Genomic DNA, 17,569 nt, shown 5'->3' on the forward strand with positions numbered 1-17,569 from the left:
GTCACCGAGCGCTCGGCGATAGGCTTGCGGGTATGACCGTCCGTGCGCCGCTGACCCCAGGCAGGCTCTCCCCGTGGCGGCCGGTACCCGCCGATATCGCCCGGCCCGAGTACGTCGGTAAGAAGGCACCCCGGCCGTGGCAGGGCTCCCACGTGCAGACGCCGGAGACCATCGAGAAGATGCGGATCGCCGGGCGGATCGCCGCCCAGGCGGTGCAGCTCGCCGGGGAGCACTGCAAGCCCGGGGTCACCACCGACGAGATCGACCGGGTGGTGCACGAGTTCCTCGTCGACAACGGCGCCTACCCCTCGACCCTGGGCTACAGGGGCTTCCCGAAGTCCTGCTGCACCAGCCTCAACGAGGTGATCTGCCACGGCATCCCCGACTCCACAGTGCTGGCCGACGGCGACATCATCAATGTCGACGTCACCGCGTACATCGGCGGGGTGCACGGCGACACGGACGCCACCTTCTGCGTCGGTGAGGTCAGCGAGGAGGCTCGACTGCTGGTCGAGCGGACCCACGAGGCGATGATGCGGGGCATCCGGGCGGTCGCCCCGGGCCGCCAGATCAATGTCATCGGCCGGGTCATCGAGTCGTACGCGAAGCGGTTCGGTTACGGGGTGGTCCGCGACTTCACCGGTCACGGCATCGGTGAGGCCTTCCACAGCGGGCTGTACGTCCCGCACTACGACAGCCCCCGGCCCACGGACGTGATGGAGCCGGGCATGACCTTCACCATCGAGCCGATGATCACTCTCGGCACCCACCAGTACGACCTCTGGGAGGACGGGTGGACGGTGGTCACCAAGGATCGCAAGTGGACCGCCCAGTTCGAGCACACCATCCTGGTGACCGAGGATGGTCACGAGATCCTCACCCTGCCGTGACCGAGACCCCGGCGGCGCTGAGGGAGTCGCATCACGCGGACGTCTCCGGCGGCTGGCTACGGCCGGCCGTGTTCGGGGCGATGGACGGACTGGTCACCAACATCGCCCTGATCGCGGGGGTCGGCGGCGGCGGGGTGTCGCCGCGCAACATCGTGCTGACCGGCACCGCCGGTCTGGTGGCCGGCGCGATCTCGATGGCCCTCGGTGAGTACACCAGCGTCCGGTCCGCCAACGAGCAGATCGCCGCCGAGGTGGCCAAGGAACGTCGCGAGCTGGAACGCCATCCCGAGGCCGAGGCCAAGGAACTGGCCGACATCTGGGTGGGCCGAGGTCTGCCGCCCGAGTTGGCCCAGCAGATGGCCGAGGCGATCCGCCGGAACCCGGAGATCGCCCTGCGGGTGCACGTACAGGAGGAACTGGGCGTCAATCCGGACGAACAGCCCAACCCCTGGACGGCGGCCTTCTCCTCGTTCCTCTGCTTCTCGGTCGGCGCGCTGGTGCCGCTGCTGCCGTACCTGCTCGGCGCGACCAGCCTGGCCCTGGCCCTGGTGGTCGGCGGGTTGGGTCTGTTCATCGCCGGTGCGGTCGTCGCCCGGTTCACCGCCCGCCGCTGGTGGACCGGCGGCCTGCGCCAACTGCTCCTGGGCGCCGCCGCAGCAGCCGCCACCTACGCCATCGGCGCCCTGATCGGCGTCCAAGGCGGCCTAGGTTAACCCCACCCTCTCCACCCTCTCCACCCGCCCCGCCGCGCCCCGCCCCGCCGCGCCCCGCGCCCCGCCCCGCCCCGCCCCGCCCCGCCCCGCCGCGCCCCGCGCCTGCCCCGCCGATCTTGCACTTTGTGTCGGGGAATAAGCCGCGAAAGCCGCATCTGAGCGACCAAAAGTGCAAGATCGACGCGGCGAGGGTGCGGCAGGGTGGCGGCGGGGTGGGGTGGTTAGGGGGTGGTGGTGGGGGTTAGGCGGAAGATGCGGATTTGGCGGTCGCCGGCTCGTTCCACGTAGGCCTGGTAGGCGGGCCACTCGTCGAGGAGCAGTTGCCACAGCCGGTCGCGTTCGGCACCGGTGGCCAACTCGGCGCGTACGGGAATCCGGCGTCCCGCCACGTCGACCTCGGCCTCGGGGTGGGCCAGCAGGTTGAGCGACCAGGCCGGTTGTTGCTTCTGCCCCCAGTTGGAACCGATCACCACGTACCCCGTGCCGTCGGGTATGTACAGCAGGGGGTTGCTGCGGGGCTTGCCGGAGCGGCGGCCGGTCGTCGTGATCACCAGGGACGGTACGAGCCCGAGCGCCACCACCCGGCCCCGGGTGAGTCGCCCGACGATTCGGTCGGCGGGGACCAGCAGGCGCATGGCGGCACCGAACCAGCGATACCGCCCGAGTCGGCGGGCCAGGGAACCCAGTGTGGACATCCGCACAGTGTGCAGTACTTCAGTCCAGCCGTCGTTCCACCGGTAGCCGGGAACGGGTGAACAGTGCCGCCCCGAGCATCGCCACCAGCGGCACCACTACCAGTACGCCCAGCGTGAGCCACGGTACGACGAACGGATAGGGCGGCTCGATCGGCCAGGCCTGCGCGTACTGCCGGTTGGTGAAGAACAGGATGATCAACGCCGCGCCGAGGCCGGCGATGATGCCCAGCAGGGAACCCAGCACGGCGATCACGCCGGCCTGACACAGCGAGAGCAGTCGGCGTACGCCTGGACTGGCGCCGACCGCGGCGAGGGTGGACAGGTCGGCGCGGCCCTCGGCCGCAGCCAGGCCGGTGGCTATTCCGGCGGCACCCACCGTCACCACCGCGGAGACCCCGGCCAGCAGGAGCAGCATCCTCACGGTGCCGCCGTGCCTGCTGTCGTCACGGGTCTCCACGCTGAAGGACCCGAGTGGACGCATCGCGGCGGTGAACTCCTCGTGGCGGTCCGGATCGGGCGTCCCGTCCATCGCCCAGCCGACGTGGCGGGTGACCACCCCCAGCCGATCGGTCACAGCCTGGGAGAGCAGGATCCAGTCGCTGCCGAGGTCGTTGTCCACGGCGTGGCCGGGAACCGTCACCGACCGGGTGTGGCCGCCCAGCGGGCCATCGGAGCTCTCCTGGTATCGCAGCTCCAGGTGGCCGTTCAGCAGGTACCGGGGGTCGGTCACCACCACCCCGCCGGCCCGCAGCACCGCGGTGGCCGCGGCCGTCTCCTCCGGTCCGGCGCCGGTGAGGATCGGCAACGCCGAGCCGTCGTCCACGGCGACCTGGAAGTACGGGCCGTAGTAGGCGTCCGGGAGGCCCTGGCAGCGGTCGTCGGCCCGGGCCCGACGCCGGTCGGCTTCGCTCAGCGTCTGCTCCGCCTGCCAGGGGCAGGCACGTTCGGCCGGCAGCACCGGGCTGAACTGACACTCCTCGTGCTCGGGCAGGCAGCCGGCCGAGACCAGCGGGGCGATCGTCCGGGCGCCGAGGTGCTCCCGGGCCGGTCCGGTGATCTCGGCGAGGGTGGGCGGGGAGGGGGCCTCGGGCCATTGGTCGGCCCAGACCAGGACGCTGCCCTCCGGCACCATCGGCCGGAACCGCTCCTCGTCGCGGGCCTGCTCACTGGCGAGGAAGAGACCCAGGGCGACGCTGCCGGCGACCGCGGCCATCACCGCGGAGATGGCCGGGGCGGCAGAGGAACGGTTGCGGCTGGCGTCGCGTAGCGCGATCCGGGGGGCCAGCGGCAGGAACCGGCCGGCCCGGGCCACCATTCCGACCAGGGTGGGGGTGGCGAAGACCAGCCCGAGTTCACCGAGCAGCAGCCCGGCCAGAATGGTCGCCTGTGAGGTCACCACCGCACCGAGGGCGGCCACGCCCACCCCGCCGACGGACAGCAGCACCCCGATGACCAGCCAACGGCGTGGACGCACCGGCGGGGTTCTCCGGCCGGCCAGCCCGGCCACCACGTCCTCCCGGGCGGCCGTCCAGGCCGGGGCCAGTGCCGCCAGCACCCCGGCGAGCACCGCCACCAGCCCGATCACGACCAGGGCGGCGGGCCAGACCCGATACCCCCCGAAACGGTGCTGGACGATGAACTCCTCGACCAACGGGCGGGTGGCGAAGGCCACGGCCACCCCGAGGGCGATGCCGATCGCGGCGCCGATGCAGCCAAGGATCACCCCGTCGGCGAGTACCACCCGGCGGAGCTGGGCGGCATCACCCCCGGCCACCGAGACCAGCGCCAGGTCCCGCCGCCGTCGGCGTACCCCGACGGCGAAGGCCGGGCCGACCAGCAGCACCACCTCCAGCAGGCCCAGCCCGGCGACCAGCAGGCCGCTACCGATCTCCTCGCCCGACGTGGCCAGGTCGAACCGTCCGTCGGCGACGACGGTGGGCGGCGGCTCGGCGATGCGGGCGGTGACCACGACCCCCTGCTCATTGAGCTGGCGGAACAACTCGGTGGTCATCGGGGTGGGCAGGTCCACCAGGAAGTCCGGGTCGGTGCCCCCCGTGGTCGTCGGTGACCCGGTGGGATGCAGGGCGACCCCGGGGCTCAACCGTCCGGGAAACTCGACCACTCCGACGACGGTCCAGCTGCGGCTGTTGTTGCCGGCGGCTACCTGGTCACCGAGGTCGAGGTCGAGTTGACGCCGGGTGGCCGGGTTCACCGCGACCTCGTCGGCACCGGCCGGAACCCGACCGGCGTGCACCCGGGCCAGTCCGTGCCCCAGCGGGTCGGTCAGGTCGACCACGGTGGCGTTCAGATGATCGCGGACCCGGTCACCGTCGCGGACCGGGAAGGGCACCCAGTGGGTAACCGGCAGGACCCGGCTGCCGGCGGGCAACAGCGCGGCCACCTGCTCCGCGCTGACCTTTGCCAGGGCCTCGCTCTCCTCGACGTCTTCGCCGACCGGCCACCAGTCGTCGCCGTCGGCGCTCTGTCTGATCGGGGCGTTCCTGACCACCCGCAGTTGGGCGTCCGCGTCGGCCAGGGTGCGGTCCAGCTTCTCGGCGGGAGTCAGCCGCGACATGTCCACGCTGACCGCTACGAAGGTGAGCGCCAGCACCGGCAAGATGATCATGCTGAGCACCAGGGCCGTCCGGCCCCGGGCCCGTCTCGTCTCTCGGCGGGCGATGCGCAGGGCGCTCCGCCACGACCCGATGAACTCCGCCGTCCGCGCCTTGCCGAGCCTCGGGTCGACCTGGTCGCTCACCGGCCGCTGCCGGAGAGCAGAGCCTCGATGCCGACCAGCGGGGCGGTCGAGTCGACCGCTACACCGTCGCGCAGGAACACCACCCGGTCCGCCCAGCCGGCGTGTCGGGCCTCATGGGTGACCAGCACCCCGGCGGCGCCCGCGTCGACCCGGCGGCGCAGCAGCCGCAGCACGGCCTCCCCGGTCTGCGAGTCCAACGCCCCGGTCGGCTCGTCGGCGAGGACCAGGCGGCGCTCACCGACCAGCGCGCGGGCGATGGCCACCCGCTGCTGCTGGCCGCCGGAGAGCTGATCCGGAAAGCGGTCGCCCAACTCCGTCATGCCCACCTCGGTCAGGGCTTCCAGTGCCAACCGACGGGCCCGACGTACGCCCGTACCATCCAGTTCGAGGGGGAGTGCGACATTCTCCACCGCGGTCAGGCTGCCGATCAGGTTGAGGTTCTGGAAGATGTAGCCGATGCGGCGGCGTCGGAGTCGAGCCAGGCCGCTGCGATCCAGCGCGTGCAGCGGCTGGCCCTCGACCCGTACCTCACCGGAGGTCGGGCTGTCCAGCCCGCCGGCCAGGGTGAGCAGGGTGGACTTGCCCGAGCCGGAGGGGCCCATCACGGCGACCAGTTCGCCGGGGCGGACGACCAGACTGACTCCCCGCAGCGCGTACACCGCGGCCGGACCGGTGCCGTGGGTGCGGTGCACCTCCCGCAGCTCCAGCACGGCCTCGGTGGCGTCATCCCCGCCGGACCCGCCGTCCACCGGTGGGACGCTTTGGTCGGAAAGGGTCCGTCTCGGGTCCTTCGCCGTACTCACCGTCGGGCCTCCTCACCCGTGTGGCCCACCGCCTCCGAGTGGGACGCTGGGCCGGAGACCGGGGGGCGGTGCCGGGCCAGGCTGGTCTCGCAGTGGTCGAGCCAGCGCACCTCGGCTTCGGCCTGGAACATCATCGCGTCCAGCACCAGTCGCCAGGGCAGATCCTCCGGCCGGTCGCTGGCGTACTTCAACCGGGTCAACTCCTGGAGGGTACGCATGGTGGCGGTGCGTTGGTTCTGCACCACCGCGCGGACGTCGACCCCCGGTGTGGTCAACGCCAGCGCCAGCTTGATCGCCAACTCGTCACGGGGGCGGTCGGTGCGGCTGATCGGGGTGGCGAACCACAGCGCCAGGTCCGCCCGCCCGGCGTCGGTGATCTCGTACGGGCGCTGTCCGGTCTCGCTTTCGGGCAGGGGTCGGACGAGTCCGTCGCGCTCCAGCCTGGACAGGGTCGTGTAGACCTGACCGATGTTCAACGGCCAGGTCGACCCGGTCGACTCCTCGAACGCCGCCCGGAGTTGGTAGCCGTACATCTGGCCGCGTTCGAGCAGGGCGAGCAGGCCGTGGCGGATGGACATGTAGCGGAGTATGCATACCAGGTATGCCGGACCGCAACCGCAAAGCTGTCCCGACCACTACGGATGCTCATATTTTTCGCCCCGACGCGGGTGTTTTCAGCCGGGACGGCCGGGAAAGGCCACCGTCACCGGGGTGATCCCGGCCGCGCGCCGCCAGCGGGTCGCCCGCACCGAGTAGTCGATCAGAGCGGTCAGGGCCCGGTCCCGTTGCTCTCCCGTGCTGGCCGGCAGGACCGCTCGCCAGAAGGCCGCAGTGCGCTCCTCCACCTCGATCGCCAGCCGCAGGGCACTGGCTCGATCGGTCACCGGGAAGGGCAGGGCGTAACCGGGGCGGTCCGGCGGGACAGCCCCGCCACCGGTGGTCAACTGCATGATCAGGGCGTCGCGTCGGCCGCGGTGCGCGGCCTCCGCCTCGACGGCGGCCTTCCGTTCGGCGTCGGCCAGCCGTACCCCGATCGGGCCGTACGCCCAGATCGCGGCGTATTCGGCGGCCAGCGCGGCGACCAGGGGGTCCTCGGTGCCGGTGGGCGCGGTCACTTGAGCGCCTCCAGGTGGGTGGCCCGCGCGGCGGCGATCGAGCCGAGCAGGGCGGCCCGCTCGGCGGGGGCGGCGGCGCAGGCCGCGGTCGCCGAGTCCCGGCCGGCCCGTTCGGCCTTGCGCAGCGCGGACAGGGCGGCTGCCCGCTCCGCCGGAGGCTCGGGTGACGGCGGTGCGGCCGATCCGGACGGCGCGGCCGACGAAAGGGCCGTACCGGTCAGTCGGGCCAGTTCGTCGGCGTGGGCCTCATGGGTCTCGGCCAGCGGGACCAGCCGGGCGGCCAGGTCGGGATGGGCCTCGGCGGTGGTGCGGAGCCCGGCCGCGAGGCGCAACGACTCCTCGATCAGGGGGGCCAGTGGATCCGGCCGTGGCGGGTCCTCGCGGTCGAGGAGGCCGCATCCGGTCAGCGGGGCGGCGGCTGCGCCGAGCACCAGCAAGGCCCCCACCCGCAGCACGGTGCGCCGGGGAGGCGGGGAGGTTCCCTCCCGCCGAGTCGTTCTGCCCATCACCACCGGACAAGTCAACACCATCGGCACGTCCGGTGTACGGCGGTGGGCGTCGGTGCGCCGCTCGGGTCCTCCTCGGGTGGGCGCGTTACGCTCTGCGCAGCCACCGGCGCGTCCGCACCGGTGGCGTGCCGGCATGGCAGCCGGCGAGCAGTGAAAGGGTCGGACAGATGACGCAGCGTGGCCGTGCCACCAGAACGACGGGACGACCCCGTGGCGGCCCGGCTCCGCGAGGCGGCCAGGGCCCTCGGGGTGACCTCGCCGCCCGTCGGGAGCGGCTGCGTGCGGTTATCGCACCGGTGGTCGATGGCGCCGGCTACGACCTGGAGGACCTGTCCGTGTCCCGGGCGGGTCGACGACACGTGGTCCGGGTGATCGTCGACGCGGACGGCGGGATCAACCTGGACACGGTGGCGGAGATCTCCCGAGCGGTCTCGGCGGCGCTGGACGCGGCCGAGGAGACCGGCGGCGACATCGTCGCCGGGGAATACCAGCTCGAGGTCAGCTCACCGGGTGTGGACCGCCCGTTGACCCTGCCCCGGCACTGGCGGCGCAACATCGGCCGGCTGGTCCGGGTGACCGTCCGGAGGGCGGGGGAGTCCGGCGACCGGCAGGTCACCGGCCGGGTGGTCGCCGCGGACGAGGAGTCCGTGGAGTTTGAGGTCGACGGCGAGCGTGCCTCGTGGCCGTACGCCGATCTCGGCCCGGGACGGGTGCAGATCGAGTTCAGCCGCCTCGACGAACTGCCCGATTCAGAAGACGTCGACGACGATGACGATGACGATGTGGAGGACGAGGAGAGGTGAATATCGACCTCGCGGCGCTGCGCGCACTCGAGCGCGAGCGGGAGATCCCGTTCGACACGATTCTCGCCGCGATCGAGACCGCGCTGCTGACCGCGTACCGGCACACCGAGGGTGCCCAGTCGCACGCCCGGGTGGAGATCGACCGCAAGAGCGGCGCGGCCCTGGTCTACGCCCAGGAGATGGACCCGGAGGGTGGCGTCGCCCGGGAGTGGGACGACACCCCGCACGACTTCGGTCGGATCGCCGCCATGACCGCCAAGCAGGTGATCCTCCAGCGGTTGCGGGAGGCCACCGACGAGGTGCACTTCGGTGAGTACGTCGGCCGTGACGGCGACCTGGTGACCGGGGTGGTCCAGGCGCACGAGGCGCGATCCGAGAAGGGCATCGTCACCGTCGACCTGGGCAAGCTGGAAGGTGTCCTGCCGCAGTCGGAGCAGGTGCCCGGGGAGCGGTACACCCACGGTGAGCGGATCCGGTGCGTGGTGGTGCACGTGTCCAAGGGGATGCGCGGCCCGCAGATCACCCTGTCGCGTACCCATCCGAACCTGGTGAAGAAGCTGTTCGCGCTGGAGGTGCCGGAGATCGCCGACGGCACCGTGGAGATCAGTGCGATCGCCCGTGAGGCAGGTCACCGTACGAAGATCGCGGTGCGCTCCGCCGTGTCCGGGGTCAACGCCAAGGGCGCCTGCATCGGCCCGATGGGCCAGCGGGTCCGGGCGGTGATGAGCGAGTTGTACGGCGAGAAAATCGACATCATCGACTGGTCGGAGGATCCGGCCACCTTCGTCGGCAACGCACTCTCCCCGGCCAAGGCCCTGCGGGTGGAGGTGGTCGACCTGGCGAACCGGGCGGCCCGGGTGACCGTTCCGGATTTCCAGCTGTCGCTCGCCATCGGGCGGGAAGGGCAGAACGCGCGACTTGCTGCCCGGTTGACCGGATGGCGGATCGATATTCGGTCCGACGCAGAGCAGAGCGGCCCCGCCGGGCGCCCCGGAGCCGATCAGGTCCGGGAACCGGGCGGCGCGGTCTCGGGCAGCTAGGGGTAGACTTCCACCAGTGGCACGACGCGCGCGGCCGGAGCGCACCTGTGTGGGCTGCCGACGGCGTGCGCCGGCCAATGAGTTACTGCGGATCGTCGCGATCGATGACGAGGCTGGCTACAGCCTCCGGCCCGATCCGACCCGCAGACTGCCGGGTCGGGGAGCGAACATGCACCCGGATCCGGCCTGCTTCGCGCAGGCAGTGCGGCGCCGCGCCTTCGGGCGTGCGCTGCGCCTCGCCGGGGCTCCCGATGACGGAGCCCTCGCGGAGTACCTGACGCGTCAACCACTACGTCCGGTCACCCGACCGGGCGAGGGTCGCTAGCAAGGTAGGACGACCAGCATGAGCACACGATGAAGTCCCAGAAATGACCAGGCTTCAAGTGCACGAGTGAGGTCGCTGCGGGTGCTGCCCGCACGACCTCGGAGTGAGGAGTGCAGTGGCAGGTAAGGCCCGCGTACACGAGCTTGCAAAAGAGCTCGGGGTCGAAAGCAAGACCGTTCTCGCCAAGCTGAAGGAAATGGGCGAGTTCGTGAAGTCCGCATCGAGCACCGTCGAGGCGCCGGTCGCCCGGCGGCTGCGCAGCGCCTTCGTCGCCTCCGGCGGCGCAGGTGCTCCGACGGCTGCGCCGTCGGCCGCGCCAGCTCCGGCGGCACCGACCCCGTCCTCGCCGACCCCCGGCGAGCCCCGGATCACCGCCAAGCCGACGCCGCCGCGGCGTCCGGCGGCGCCCGGGCCCAAGCCGAAGGCCCCGGTGCCCGGTCCGCCGCCCGCGGCGGCCCCGGTCGCCAAGCCGGCGAGTGCTCACGACATCGAGGTGGCCGCCGCGGAGGCGCGCGCGGCCGCGCTGAAGGCGGAGCAGGAGGCTGCGGTCAAGGCCGCCCAGGCCGCCCGCCAGCAGCAGCGCGACAACGTCCGCCGGGAGCCCCCGGCGGAAGGGGGCGCCCGTCCGGGTCCCCGTCCCGGCCCCAGCAACATGCCGCCGCGTCCGGGTTCCCCGGCCGCCGGTCGCACTGGCGGTCCGACCCCCGGCCCGGGTGGCCGGCAGGGCCGTCCGCCGGCGCGGGGTGCGGGTAACAACCCCTTCGGCATTCAGGGCAGCCAGCAGCAGCGTCCGCCGGCCGCCGGTGCCGGTGGACCTCGGCCCAGCCCGGCCTCGATGCCGCCTCGGCCCAGCCCGGCCTCCATGCCGCCTCGGCCCAGCCCGGCCTCGATGCCGAGCCAGCGGCCCGGCCGTCCGGGTGGTCCCGGTGCCGGTCGTCCCGGTGGTGGCGGCGGTGCCGGTCGTCCCGGTGGTGGCGGCGGTGCCGGTGGCGGCTACCGCGGTGGCCCCGGTGGTGGCGGCGGTGCCGGTGGCGGCTACCGCGGTGGCCCCGGTGGTGGCGGCGGTGGCGGTGGCTACCGTGGCGGCCCCGGTGGTGGTGCCGGTGCTGGTGGCGGCTTCCGCCCGGGTGCGCCGGCCGGTGGCGGTGGGCGTCCGGGTGGCGGCGGCCGTGGCCGTGGCGGCGGTGCCGCCGGTGCCTTCGGGCGTCCGGGTGGCAAGCCGACCCGTGGTCGCAAGTCCAAGAAGCAGCGCAGACAGGAGTTCGACAACCTGTCGGCTCCGACCATGAGCTCGGGTGCTCCCCGGGGTCAGGGGCAGACGGTCCGGCTTTCCCGGGGCGCCTCGCTGTCGGACTTCGCCGACAAGATCAACGCCAACCCGGGTTCGCTGGTCCAGGAGATGTTCAACCTGGGCGAGATGGTCACTGCGACCCAGTCCTGCTCTGACGACACCCTGCTGCTGCTGGGTGAGCACCTCGGCTTCAACGTGCAGATCGTCAGCCCGGAGGACGAGGATCGCGAGCTGCTCGCGCAGTTCAACATCGACCTCGACGCCGCGGTCGCGGAGGACCGCCTGGTCAGCCGTGCGCCGGTGGTGACCGTCATGGGTCACGTCGACCACGGTAAGACCAAGCTGCTCGACGCGATCCGTAAGGCGAACGTGGTGGCCGGCGAGGCCGGTGGCATCACCCAGCACATCGGCGCCTACCAGGTCCACGTCCCGCACGAGGGCGAGGACCGGGCGGTCACCTTCATCGACACCCCGGGTCACGAGGCGTTCACCGCCATGCGTGCCCGTGGTGCCCAGGTCACCGACATCGTGATCCTGGTGGTGGCGGCCGACGACGGCGTGATGCCGCAGACCATCGAGGCGCTCAACCACGCCAAGGCGGCGGACGTGCCGATCGTGGTCGCGGTCAACAAGGTCGACAAGCCGGAGGCCAACCCGGACAAGGTCCGCCAGCAGCTGACCGAGTACGGCCTGGTCGCCGAGGAGTACGGCGGCGACACCATGTTCGTCAACGTGGCCGCGAAGCCCGGCATCGGCATCGAGGAACTCCTCGAAGCGGTGCTGCTCACCGCCGACGCGTCGCTGGAGCTGACCGCTCCGATCGACGGGCCGGCGCAGGGTGTGGCCATCGAGGCGCACCTGGACAAGGGCCGTGGTGCGGTGGCGACCGTGCTGGTGCAGAAGGGCACCCTGCGTGCCGGCGACTCGATCGTCGCCGGTGGGGCGCACGGCCGGGTCCGGGCGATGCTCGACGAGAACGGCAACCAGCTCACCGAGGCCGGTCCGGCGCGTCCGGTCATGGTTCTCGGCCTGACCGCGGTGCCGGGTGCGGGCGACACCTTCCTGGCTGCGGCGGACGACCGCACGGTGCGGCAGATCGCCGAGCAGCGCCAGGCACGGCGACGGGCGGCGGCCTTCGCCAACTCCCGTGGCCGGGCCACTCTTGAGACGCTCATGGAGCAGCTCAAGGAGGGCGAGAAGACGTCGCTCAACCTCATCCTCAAGGGTGACGTCTCCGGTTCGGTGGAGGCCCTGGAGGACGCGCTGTTCAACCTCGACATTCCCGAGGAGGTCCAGCTCAAGGTCCTCGACCGGGGTGTCGGCGCGATCACCGAGAGCAACGTCATGCTCGCCAGTGCCTCGTCCGAGCCGGTCACGATCATCGGCTTCAACGTGCGGGCCTCGAACAAGGTTCGCGAGATGGCCGACCGCGAGGGCGTGGAGATCCGGTACTACACCGTCATCTACCAGGCCATCGAGGAGATCGAGGCGGCGCTCAAGGGCCTGCTCAAGCCGGAGTACGAGGAGGTCGAGCTGGGCACCGCGGAGATCCGCGACGTCTTCCGCTCGTCCAAGATCGGCAACATCTCCGGTTGCATCGTCCGGTCGGGTCTCATCCGGCGCAACGCGAAGGCGCGCCTGCTGCGCGACGGCGCGGTCGTGGCGGACAACCTCACGATCAGCTCGCTCAAGCGCTTCAAGGACGACGCGACCGAGGTCCGCGAGGGCTTCGAATGCGGTCTGACCCTGGGTGGTTACAACAACGTCCAGGTCGGCGACGTGATCGAGACCTTCGAGATGCGGGAGAAGGTTCGCGCCTGATCCTGCGGTGACGCACTGATCAAGGGGTTTACGCCGTCCGGCGTAAACCCCTTGATCGCGTGGGGTGGGATGCGGGTAGTGTCCGCAGACGATGTATACCGCGACCGCAGTATTCGACCTGCTGCTGCCGGGGGACTCCCGGTCGCTGAAGGCCAAGAGATCCTACGTACGGCCGATCGTGGCGGCACTGCGCCGCTTCGAGGTCTCGGCCGCCGAGGTGGGCGCGCTCGACCTGCACGGGCGAGCGGAGATAGGGGTGGCCGTGGTGGCCGCCGAGGCGGCCCACGCCCGTGAGGTGCTCGACTCCTGCGAGCGGCTGGTGGCCGGTCGGCCGGAGATCGAACTGCTGTCGGTGCGTCGCCGACTACACGGCGGGGACGACTGACCGTTCGCGGTCCGGGCCGTCGGCCGCCCGCGCGGGCGCCGGTGCCCCGCAGGTAGGGTTCGAGGTGTTAAGGGCCGGCTCGGGCCCGGTGACGTCAGGCGTCAACCGGCCCGGTCGGTAGCGGCACGCCGTGGAGGTGGCGAGATGACGGATCCGGCCAAGGTACGCCGGCACGCGGAGCGGGTGCGTGAACTGGTCGCGTCGGTGGTGCGGAGCCAGATCAAGGACCCCCGGCTCGGGATGATCACCATCACCGACGCCCGGATCACGGCCGATCTCCGCGACGCCACGGTCTTCTACACCGTGCTCGGCGACGCGGCCGCCCAGGCCGGCACCGCCGCCGCCCTGGACAGTGCCAAGGGCATGCTGCGCAGCACGGTCGGCAAGGCCCTGGGCCTGCGCCACTCGCCGACTCTGACCTTCGTCCTGGACAACGTGCAGGATCAGGTCAAACACATCGACGACCTGCTGGCGGCGGCCCGTAACGCCGACGCCGAGGTGCAGCGCCTGGCGGCGCAGGCCGAGTACGCCGGTGACGCCCAGCCGTACCGCCTGGACGAGGACGACGACGAGGACGAGGACGACGACGAGGACTCCGGCGAGCCCGAGGCCGGTGACGTCGACGAGGCCCGGGGCGGGGAGCGGCGGTGACCGCCCCGACCGGCGGCGGCACGACCGAGACGGCCGTGCCGCCGGGACCGGCCGGCGTCGGTGGTTCGGCCCCGTACCGACCGGCTTCCGCCGGTGCGGTGCTGGAGGCTTCGGCGGCCGGTGCGGCCTCGACCGGGCCGGTGGAGGCCGACTGGGCGGCGGCGGTGGCGGCCGTGCGGCAGTTGCCCCCCGATGGTCGGGTGCTGCTGATCTGCCACGTCAACCCGGACGGCGACGCGCTGGGCAGCATGCTCGGCTTCGGGCTCGGGCTGCGCCAGCTCGGGATGGGTCGGCTCCAGGCGACCTTTCCCGGCCCTCTGGAGATACCGGAGCCGTTACGTGGGCTGCCCGGTCAGGAGCTGCTGGTGCCGGCTACGGAGGCCGACCCGGAGCCGGATCTGGTCATCTGCTTCGACGCGGCCAGCGAGTCCCGGCTGGGTGAGCTGGCCGGCCGGCTGACCGGCCCGGGCACCGCCCTGGTGCTCGACCATCACGCCTCGAACCCGGGCTTCGGTGACGTCAACCTGATCGACCCGGGCGCCGCGGCGACCTCCGTGGTCGCGGAGGAGTTGTTGGCTCGGCTCGGGATCTCCCTGGACCCCGGCATCGCCGAGTGTCTGTACGTGGCGTTGAGCACGGACACCGGCTCCTTCCGGTTCGAGGCGACGACCGTGGCGGTGCACGAGATGGCGGCCCGCCTGCTGGCCACCGGCATTCGTCCCGGTGAGATCTCCCGGCGGATCTTCGACAACCGCCCCTTCGGCGCGGTGCGTCTCTTCGGTGAGGTGCTGGGCCGGGCCCGGTTGGAGCCTGCTGCCGCCGGTGGCAACGGCCTGGTCTGGACCTACGCCACCCTGGACGATCTGGCGCGGCACGACCAGCGACCGTACGTGTTGGAGGCCCTGATCGACCCGGTCCGGTGCACTGCGGAGGCCGACGTCAGCTGTGTGGTCAAGCAGACCGGGGCGGCCGAGTGGGCGGTTTCCCTGCGCAGCAAGGGCGCGATCGACGTCAGTCGGGTGGCCCTCGCGCTGGGCGGCGGCGGGCATCGCCTCGCCGCCGGCTTCACCGGACGGGGAACGGTCGACGAGGTGATTGCGCGCATCCGGACGGAATTGGACGTACCAGACGGGAAGGGTCGTATCGATCGGCAGCGGTGACATCCGGGCCGATACCAGGGGGTGTTGACCTTTCCGTACCTGGACAGGATCGGGAGAATCGGATGATGGAGCAGCCCCGCGACCTCACCCTCGAGGCCCCTCGAACCTGGGAGCGCCCGGTCGTCAGTGTGCCGGTGCTCGTCGCTCTCTCCCTGGTCGGTGGTCGGTTTCCGTCCTTCTCGACGGAGGCCAACCTCTACGTGTTCGGGGCCGGTGGGGTGCTGATCTGGCTCGGGATGTCGAATCGGGTGCCGCGCCGACCGGCTCCGCGGCGGCTGAGTTCGGGTGCCCTCTGGTGGACCCTGCCGGTGCTGGTGTTCGGCGTCTTCGAGGGTGCGACCTTCTTCTCGGCGGCCGGTGACGACTTCCCCACCTTTTCGCGGCTGGCGGACCCGCTGCTGGAGGACCGGCTGGTGCGGTCCGCCGGTTGGCTGGTGTGGCTGTCGGCCTTCTGGGGATTGGTGCGGCGATGATGCGGGCCTTGGCGATCGGTGGATTCCTGGTCGGGCTGGCGTTGTTCGGCCTGGTGGAGTGGCTGGCCCGCCGGGAGGGATCGCGGATTCCGACTCTCGGTGAGGTGTGCGCGTACGTGATGCGGTACGAGGTGGGTCCGGTCCCGGTCGGGCGGATCGGGTTGTTCGGCTTCTGGTGGTGGGTGGGCTGGCATTTCCTGGCGCGGTGATCGGGTTCGATTGGTCCAGATGTCGGGAACCCTGGGCGACATGTGGACCTGAACGATAGCTTGGGTATCGGCCGACGCCGTTGTGGCGCAGGTCAGGATGGCGGAGCCATACCCTGCACCGCTTTCCTCCAGGGTCGACCGACCCGGGCCGTAAAGGTCGTCCACCCGCCGCTCCGGCGACCCCGGAGCCTGGGCCGGGCGCCGTCAGCGACATCGCCCGTGACGCGCCGCCGTGCTCGGCGACGCGCGCCCCTGGAAGGGATTCACCATGGCCGCCAAGCCCAAGCCCGAAACCACCGACGAGGCCCGCGAGCAGGCCCGCCGCGCCCTGCAGACCTCCATGGACACCCGTCAGTGATCGTACGCGACCGGCGGTGACGCCGAGACCGTCTGGTAAGTGCGGCGTCACCGTCCGGTAGTTCCACCGCTCCACCACCGCCCGCCATGGTGTGACGCGACCACCATTGGTAAGCAGCACACTCCTCTTGTCTCCTTACACCTCGCGTGCCAGTATCGGCGGCGATGAGCCAGTCCACCCCGACCCTCGACCGGGTCGCCTCGCCCCGTCGGATCGCCGCGCTCGCCCTGCCGGCTCTCGTGGTCCTGGCCGCCGAGCCGCTCTACGTTCTGGTGGACACCGCCGTCGTCGGGCATCTGGGCCAGGTTCCGTTGGCGGCGGTCGCCGTCGGCGGCACCGTGATGACCCTCACCGCCTGGGTGGGCACGGTCGTCGCGTACGGCACCACCGGGCGCGCCGCCCGCCGCTTCGGTTCCGGGGACCGGGCCGCCGCGGTCGCCGAGGGGGTGCAGGCCTCCTGGCTGGCCCTGGCCCTGGGGGTGCTGGTCGCCATCGGGATGCAGGTCGGTGGCCCGGCGCTGACCGGTGCCCTGGCCGGCGGGGGAGAGGTCGGCAGGGCCGCCGGTGAGTGGCTGCGCATCGCCTCCCTCGGTGCCCCCGGGCTGCTGCTGGCCGCCGCCGGCAACGGCTGGCTGCGCGGTGTGCAGGACACCCGTCGGCCGTTGTGGTTCGTGGTCGGGCCGAACCTGCTCTCGGCGGTGCTCTGCCCGGTGCTGGTCTACCCCGTGGGGATGGGCCTCAACGGCTCCGCCGTGGCGAACGTGATCGCGCAGACCCTCTCCGGGGTCCTGTTCGCCGGGGCCCTGGTGGCCGAGCGGGTGGCCCTGCGCCCGCACCTGCGGGTCATCGGCCAGCAACTCGTCCTCAGCCGGGACCTGTTGATCCGTGGCGTGGCCTTCCAGGCCAGCTTCCTGTCCGCGACGGCAGTCGCCGCCCGGTTCGGCGCCGCCGCGGTCGGTGCCCACCAGATCGCGGTACAACTCTGGTTCTTCGCCGCCCTGGTGCTCGACGCGCTGGCCATCGCCGCGCAGGCCCTGGTCGGTGCCGCCCTGGGGGCCGGCGACGATCAGGCGGCCCGCGCCCTGGCCAAGCGGATCGGTCGGTTCGGCGCGGTGTGCGGGGCGGCGTTCGCCGTGCTGGCCGCCGCCGGGGCGGGCGTGGTGCCGACCTGGTTCAGCGCCGAGCCGGCGGTACACGAGCAGGCCCTGGTGGCCTGGCCCTGGTTCGTCGTCATGCTGCCCCTGGCCGGGGTGGTGTTCGCCCTGGACGGGGTCCTGATCGGTGCCGGTGACATCCGCTATCTGCGCAATCTGACAGTGGTCGGCGCCCTCGGCGGATTCCTCCCCGCGATCTGGCTCTCCCACGCCTTCACCCTCGGCCTCGGTGGCATCTGGGCGGGTCTGCTGCTGTTCACCGTGATCCGGCTGATCGGCCTGCTGCTGCGCCTGCGCAGCGGGGCCTGGGCGGTGACCGGGGCGGTCCGCACCGACCCCCGGGTGACACCCGCCGCCTGATCCCCGGGTCGGCTGGTCTGATCCCCGAAGGTCGGTCGGTCAGATGGGGCCGGGTC

General features: G+C 72.0%; 18 protein-coding genes. 12 read left to right on the plus strand and 6 right to left on the minus strand.

What is annotated here, in order from left to right; translation table 11 throughout:
• Positions 1 to 32 precede the first annotated feature (32 nt).
• Together map and ACLQ2T_RS06720 are read left to right on the plus strand one after the other, a co-directional pair.
• Positions 33 to 890: a type I methionyl aminopeptidase gene (map, locus tag ACLQ2T_RS06715; RefSeq protein WP_425765097.1), complete on the plus strand. Its 858-nt coding sequence runs from the start codon at positions 33 to 35 to the stop codon at positions 888 to 890.
• A complete protein-coding gene (locus ACLQ2T_RS06720; protein ID WP_425765098.1) occupies positions 887 to 1,603 on the plus strand; it encodes a VIT1/CCC1 transporter family protein in 717 nt (238 codons plus the stop codon). Before map ends, ACLQ2T_RS06720 begins: the two co-directional genes overlap by 4 nt.
• A gap of 221 nt (positions 1,604 to 1,824) precedes the next feature.
• Here the strand turns inward: ACLQ2T_RS06720 and ACLQ2T_RS06725 are convergent, their stop codons facing one another.
• From ACLQ2T_RS06725 to ACLQ2T_RS06750, 6 genes are all read right to left on the minus strand, one after another.
• Positions 1,825 to 2,298, minus strand: coding sequence for a nitroreductase family deazaflavin-dependent oxidoreductase (locus tag ACLQ2T_RS06725; RefSeq protein WP_425765099.1), 474 nt, complete (start codon positions 2,296 to 2,298; stop codon positions 1,825 to 1,827).
• Positions 2,299 to 2,317: 19 nt separating this feature from the next.
• Entirely contained in the window at positions 2,318 to 5,056 is a 2,739-nt protein-coding gene (locus tag ACLQ2T_RS06730) for an FtsX-like permease family protein (protein ID WP_425765100.1), read from the minus strand.
• Complete coding sequence (locus ACLQ2T_RS06735) at positions 5,053 to 5,805, minus strand: ABC transporter ATP-binding protein (protein ID WP_425765234.1); 753 nt, start codon at positions 5,803 to 5,805, stop codon at positions 5,053 to 5,055. Before ACLQ2T_RS06735 ends, ACLQ2T_RS06730 begins: the two co-directional genes overlap by 4 nt.
• A 50-nt stretch (positions 5,806 to 5,855) precedes the next feature.
• Positions 5,856 to 6,437, minus strand: coding sequence for a PadR family transcriptional regulator (locus ACLQ2T_RS06740; RefSeq protein WP_425765101.1), 582 nt, complete (start codon positions 6,435 to 6,437; stop codon positions 5,856 to 5,858).
• A gap of 96 nt (positions 6,438 to 6,533) precedes the next feature.
• Positions 6,534 to 6,974 carry a ferritin-like domain-containing protein gene (locus tag ACLQ2T_RS06745; RefSeq protein WP_425765102.1) on the minus strand — a complete coding sequence of 147 codons (441 nt, stop codon included), beginning with the start codon at positions 6,972 to 6,974 and terminating at the stop codon, positions 6,534 to 6,536.
• Positions 6,971 to 7,429, minus strand: a complete 459-nt coding sequence (locus ACLQ2T_RS06750) for a hypothetical protein (RefSeq protein ID WP_425765235.1) — start codon at positions 7,427 to 7,429, stop codon at positions 6,971 to 6,973. The genes ACLQ2T_RS06745 and ACLQ2T_RS06750 overlap by 4 nt, the downstream gene beginning before the upstream one ends.
• Positions 7,430 to 7,650: 221 nt before the next feature.
• On the opposite strand from ACLQ2T_RS06750, the gene rimP reads away from it, so the two are divergent.
• From rimP to ACLQ2T_RS06800, 10 genes are all read left to right on the plus strand, one after another.
• Positions 7,651 to 8,286, plus strand: coding sequence for a ribosome maturation factor RimP (gene rimP / locus ACLQ2T_RS06755; protein WP_425765103.1), 636 nt, complete (start codon positions 7,651 to 7,653; stop codon positions 8,284 to 8,286).
• Positions 8,283 to 9,326 (plus strand): transcription termination factor NusA, encoded by a 1,044-nt coding sequence (gene nusA, locus ACLQ2T_RS06760; protein WP_425765104.1) that lies wholly within the window; start codon positions 8,283 to 8,285, stop codon positions 9,324 to 9,326. The genes rimP and nusA overlap by 4 nt, the downstream gene beginning before the upstream one ends.
• 49 nt (positions 9,327 to 9,375) lie before the next feature.
• Complete coding sequence (locus ACLQ2T_RS06765; protein WP_425765236.1) at positions 9,376 to 9,651, plus strand: YlxR family protein; 276 nt, start codon at positions 9,376 to 9,378, stop codon at positions 9,649 to 9,651.
• Positions 9,652 to 9,766: 115 nt separating this feature from the next.
• Positions 9,767 to 12,763 (plus strand): translation initiation factor IF-2, encoded by a 2,997-nt coding sequence (gene infB / locus ACLQ2T_RS06770; protein WP_425765105.1) that lies wholly within the window; start codon positions 9,767 to 9,769, stop codon positions 12,761 to 12,763.
• Positions 12,764 to 12,854: 91 nt separating this feature from the next.
• Positions 12,855 to 13,148 (plus strand): DUF503 domain-containing protein, encoded by a 294-nt coding sequence (locus ACLQ2T_RS06775; protein WP_425765106.1) that lies wholly within the window; start codon positions 12,855 to 12,857, stop codon positions 13,146 to 13,148.
• A gap of 144 nt (positions 13,149 to 13,292) precedes the next feature.
• Positions 13,293 to 13,799 (plus strand): 30S ribosome-binding factor RbfA, encoded by a 507-nt coding sequence (rbfA, locus tag ACLQ2T_RS06780; protein ID WP_425765107.1) that lies wholly within the window; start codon positions 13,293 to 13,295, stop codon positions 13,797 to 13,799.
• Between the two features lie 101 nt (positions 13,800 to 13,900).
• The gene (locus ACLQ2T_RS06785) at positions 13,901 to 14,959 is read left to right on the plus strand and encodes a DHH family phosphoesterase (RefSeq protein WP_425765237.1); all 1,059 of its coding nucleotides are present in this window, start codon (positions 13,901 to 13,903) and stop codon (positions 14,957 to 14,959) included.
• A 65-nt stretch (positions 14,960 to 15,024) separates the two neighbouring features.
• Positions 15,025 to 15,432 carry a hypothetical protein gene (locus ACLQ2T_RS06790; protein ID WP_425765238.1) on the plus strand — a complete coding sequence of 136 codons (408 nt, stop codon included), beginning with the start codon at positions 15,025 to 15,027 and terminating at the stop codon, positions 15,430 to 15,432.
• Positions 15,432 to 15,641, plus strand: a complete 210-nt coding sequence (locus ACLQ2T_RS06795) for a DUF6186 family protein (RefSeq protein WP_181445169.1) — start codon at positions 15,432 to 15,434, stop codon at positions 15,639 to 15,641. Before ACLQ2T_RS06790 ends, ACLQ2T_RS06795 begins: the two co-directional genes overlap by 1 nt.
• 522 nt (positions 15,642 to 16,163) lie before the next feature.
• Positions 16,164 to 17,513, plus strand: coding sequence for an MATE family efflux transporter (locus ACLQ2T_RS06800; protein WP_425765108.1), 1,350 nt, complete (start codon positions 16,164 to 16,166; stop codon positions 17,511 to 17,513).
• Positions 17,514 to 17,569: the final 56 nt, after the last annotated feature.

It is taken from the genome of Micromonospora sp. DT229 (assembly GCF_049844505.1).
Classification (GTDB): domain Bacteria; phylum Actinomycetota; class Actinomycetes; order Mycobacteriales; family Micromonosporaceae; genus Micromonospora.

What these genes read in the sequence shown, in the direction of transcription:
- ACLQ2T_RS06795 (WP_181445169.1), top strand. Translation starts at nt 15,432, where the DNA reads ATGCGGGCCTTGGCGATCGGTGGATTCCTGGTCGGGCTGGCGTTGTTC.
- rimP (WP_425765103.1), top strand. Translation starts at nt 7,651, where the DNA reads ATGACGCAGCGTGGCCGTGCCACCAGAACGACGGGACGACCCCGTGGC.
- map (WP_425765097.1), top strand. Translation starts at nt 33, where the DNA reads ATGACCGTCCGTGCGCCGCTGACCCCAGGCAGGCTCTCCCCGTGGCGG.
- ACLQ2T_RS06800 (WP_425765108.1), top strand. Translation starts at nt 16,164, where the DNA reads ATGAGCCAGTCCACCCCGACCCTCGACCGGGTCGCCTCGCCCCGTCGG.
- ACLQ2T_RS06790 (WP_425765238.1), top strand. Translation starts at nt 15,025, where the DNA reads ATGGAGCAGCCCCGCGACCTCACCCTCGAGGCCCCTCGAACCTGGGAG.
- rbfA (WP_425765107.1), top strand. Translation starts at nt 13,293, where the DNA reads ATGACGGATCCGGCCAAGGTACGCCGGCACGCGGAGCGGGTGCGTGAA.
- ACLQ2T_RS06740 (WP_425765101.1), bottom strand. Translation starts at nt 6,437, where the DNA reads ATGTCCATCCGCCACGGCCTGCTCGCCCTGCTCGAACGCGGCCAGATG.
- ACLQ2T_RS06725 (WP_425765099.1), bottom strand. Translation starts at nt 2,298, where the DNA reads ATGTCCACACTGGGTTCCCTGGCCCGCCGACTCGGGCGGTATCGCTGG.
- ACLQ2T_RS06775 (WP_425765106.1), top strand. Translation starts at nt 12,855, where the DNA reads ATGTATACCGCGACCGCAGTATTCGACCTGCTGCTGCCGGGGGACTCC.